The following is a 1,498-nucleotide window of genomic DNA, read 5'->3' as shown; positions in this document are numbered from 1 at the left end:
AACGCAACCAGAGTTATTAATAAATTTACATTAAAGGCATTATCAACTAATAATCAACACATAATCCAATATTATAAAACTATTACTTTAATGTTCGTAATACTTTAAACTTTATACTTAATTATTATCAGTAGCGTCGGCAGCAGTTTCCAGAGTGGTGAATTCCATCTGCAAAGCCTTGATTTTCACTTCGGCTTCAGTTGAGATATTACCGCTGATGTTACTTTTACGCGCATTCAGTTGCTCTAGCACCAGCTTTGCCATTTCCCAATCTTCATCCCCCCAGTTGCTTTTCTGGTCACGCACATTTTCCATAAAAGTAATATAAGCTTCCCGCACGTTAGATGCATTTATAGAGGCATAATCAGCCCAGCTCCCCAGTAAAGCCCTCTCCCATTCAGCTATTCCTGGATTTTGCTGGTTACGCGTATAGGTGGCATCTGCTGAATTAAACTGCTGCTTTAGTTCTTTATAATCTTGCTTCAGCCTGGCACTAAGCTTATCCTCCTTTTGATCAAGCTCTTGTGTGCGCGTTTTAAAGGTCTCTTTAGTTTGATGCCAGTCTTCTTCTGATCTATCTGCAATGTTAGAGGTATTATTGCTTACCCAAGTTCTGAAATCGCTCATGTCGTCTTCTATTTGCTGCTCTCTAGTAGCGGTGCAACTGCTTAATACTACCATCAAAGACAAAATAAGAGCAGCAAGTGGTTTAAATAATTTATACATAGTCCTAGTACTTTTGTGTGCTGTTTATACTGCTTACGAAGATCAACCAGACGAAGGTTTATGTCTAAAGTAATACAACACATATTTATACTTAAACCATTGATATAAAATTTAATACCGTATCATTCAAGCTAACATTCATCACTCCTTTCCATAAGTATGCTAAAAAGGCGCTTTGTTATTTTAGCCGCACAACAAGAATTCTGAATCGTCATTACAGTAAGCTTCTGCCAGGCATGATGAAAGGCAACTGCCAAGTATAAAATGTCTTAAGTGGCGATTTATAAAAGGTGGTTGAACATGCCATACTGTTTACCCAGCGCTAGCCCCTACCGTAAGTAGAATGTTTTACTTGTTCGCGTAATTCCCCTCACCAGAGGGGTTAGGGGTCGGTTGATTTTCAATGCAATATCCTAATCTAACTGGAGCTAACAGAACTTAAAGGCTCACGATATAAACAACTTCATCGATTTGCCAGCATCCTGATAGCTTCTGCCCTCTTGGGTGCCGCTTTACACGTATACAGCACAAACGACCGTTGCTTAGTACCATAGAATTTACTTAACACCTGCTTCGGCTCTGCCTCTTATGGAATCATGAACGGCTTGCCTACCGCTTCTTTCATTGAAGGTAGCTGGTAGCAAGACCCAAAGGCAGCTAAACCAACTTATGCACAACAAATTTTCAGAGCTATTACCCTACAAAGTAATGTGCTTTAGCAAATTTTTTGAAGAAATCCGCAGGAGAATCAAAGTATTAATATGTGGAAAAA

General features: G+C 39.2%; 1 protein-coding gene. It reads right to left on the bottom strand.

All coding sequences use genetic code 11. The annotated features are described in order from the left end of the window. Positions 1–117: 117 nt before the first annotated feature. On the bottom strand, positions 118–726 hold the full coding sequence (locus tag ACFQ2O_RS21590; protein WP_377532969.1) for a hypothetical protein: 609 nt from the start codon (positions 724–726) through the stop codon (positions 118–120). Positions 727–1,498: the final 772 nt, after the last annotated feature.

The organism is Pontibacter rugosus, assembly GCF_042678745.1.
Lineage (GTDB): Bacteria > Bacteroidota > Bacteroidia > Cytophagales > Hymenobacteraceae > Pontibacter > Pontibacter rugosus.
This window is presented reverse-complemented; position numbering and strand designations above follow the sequence as displayed.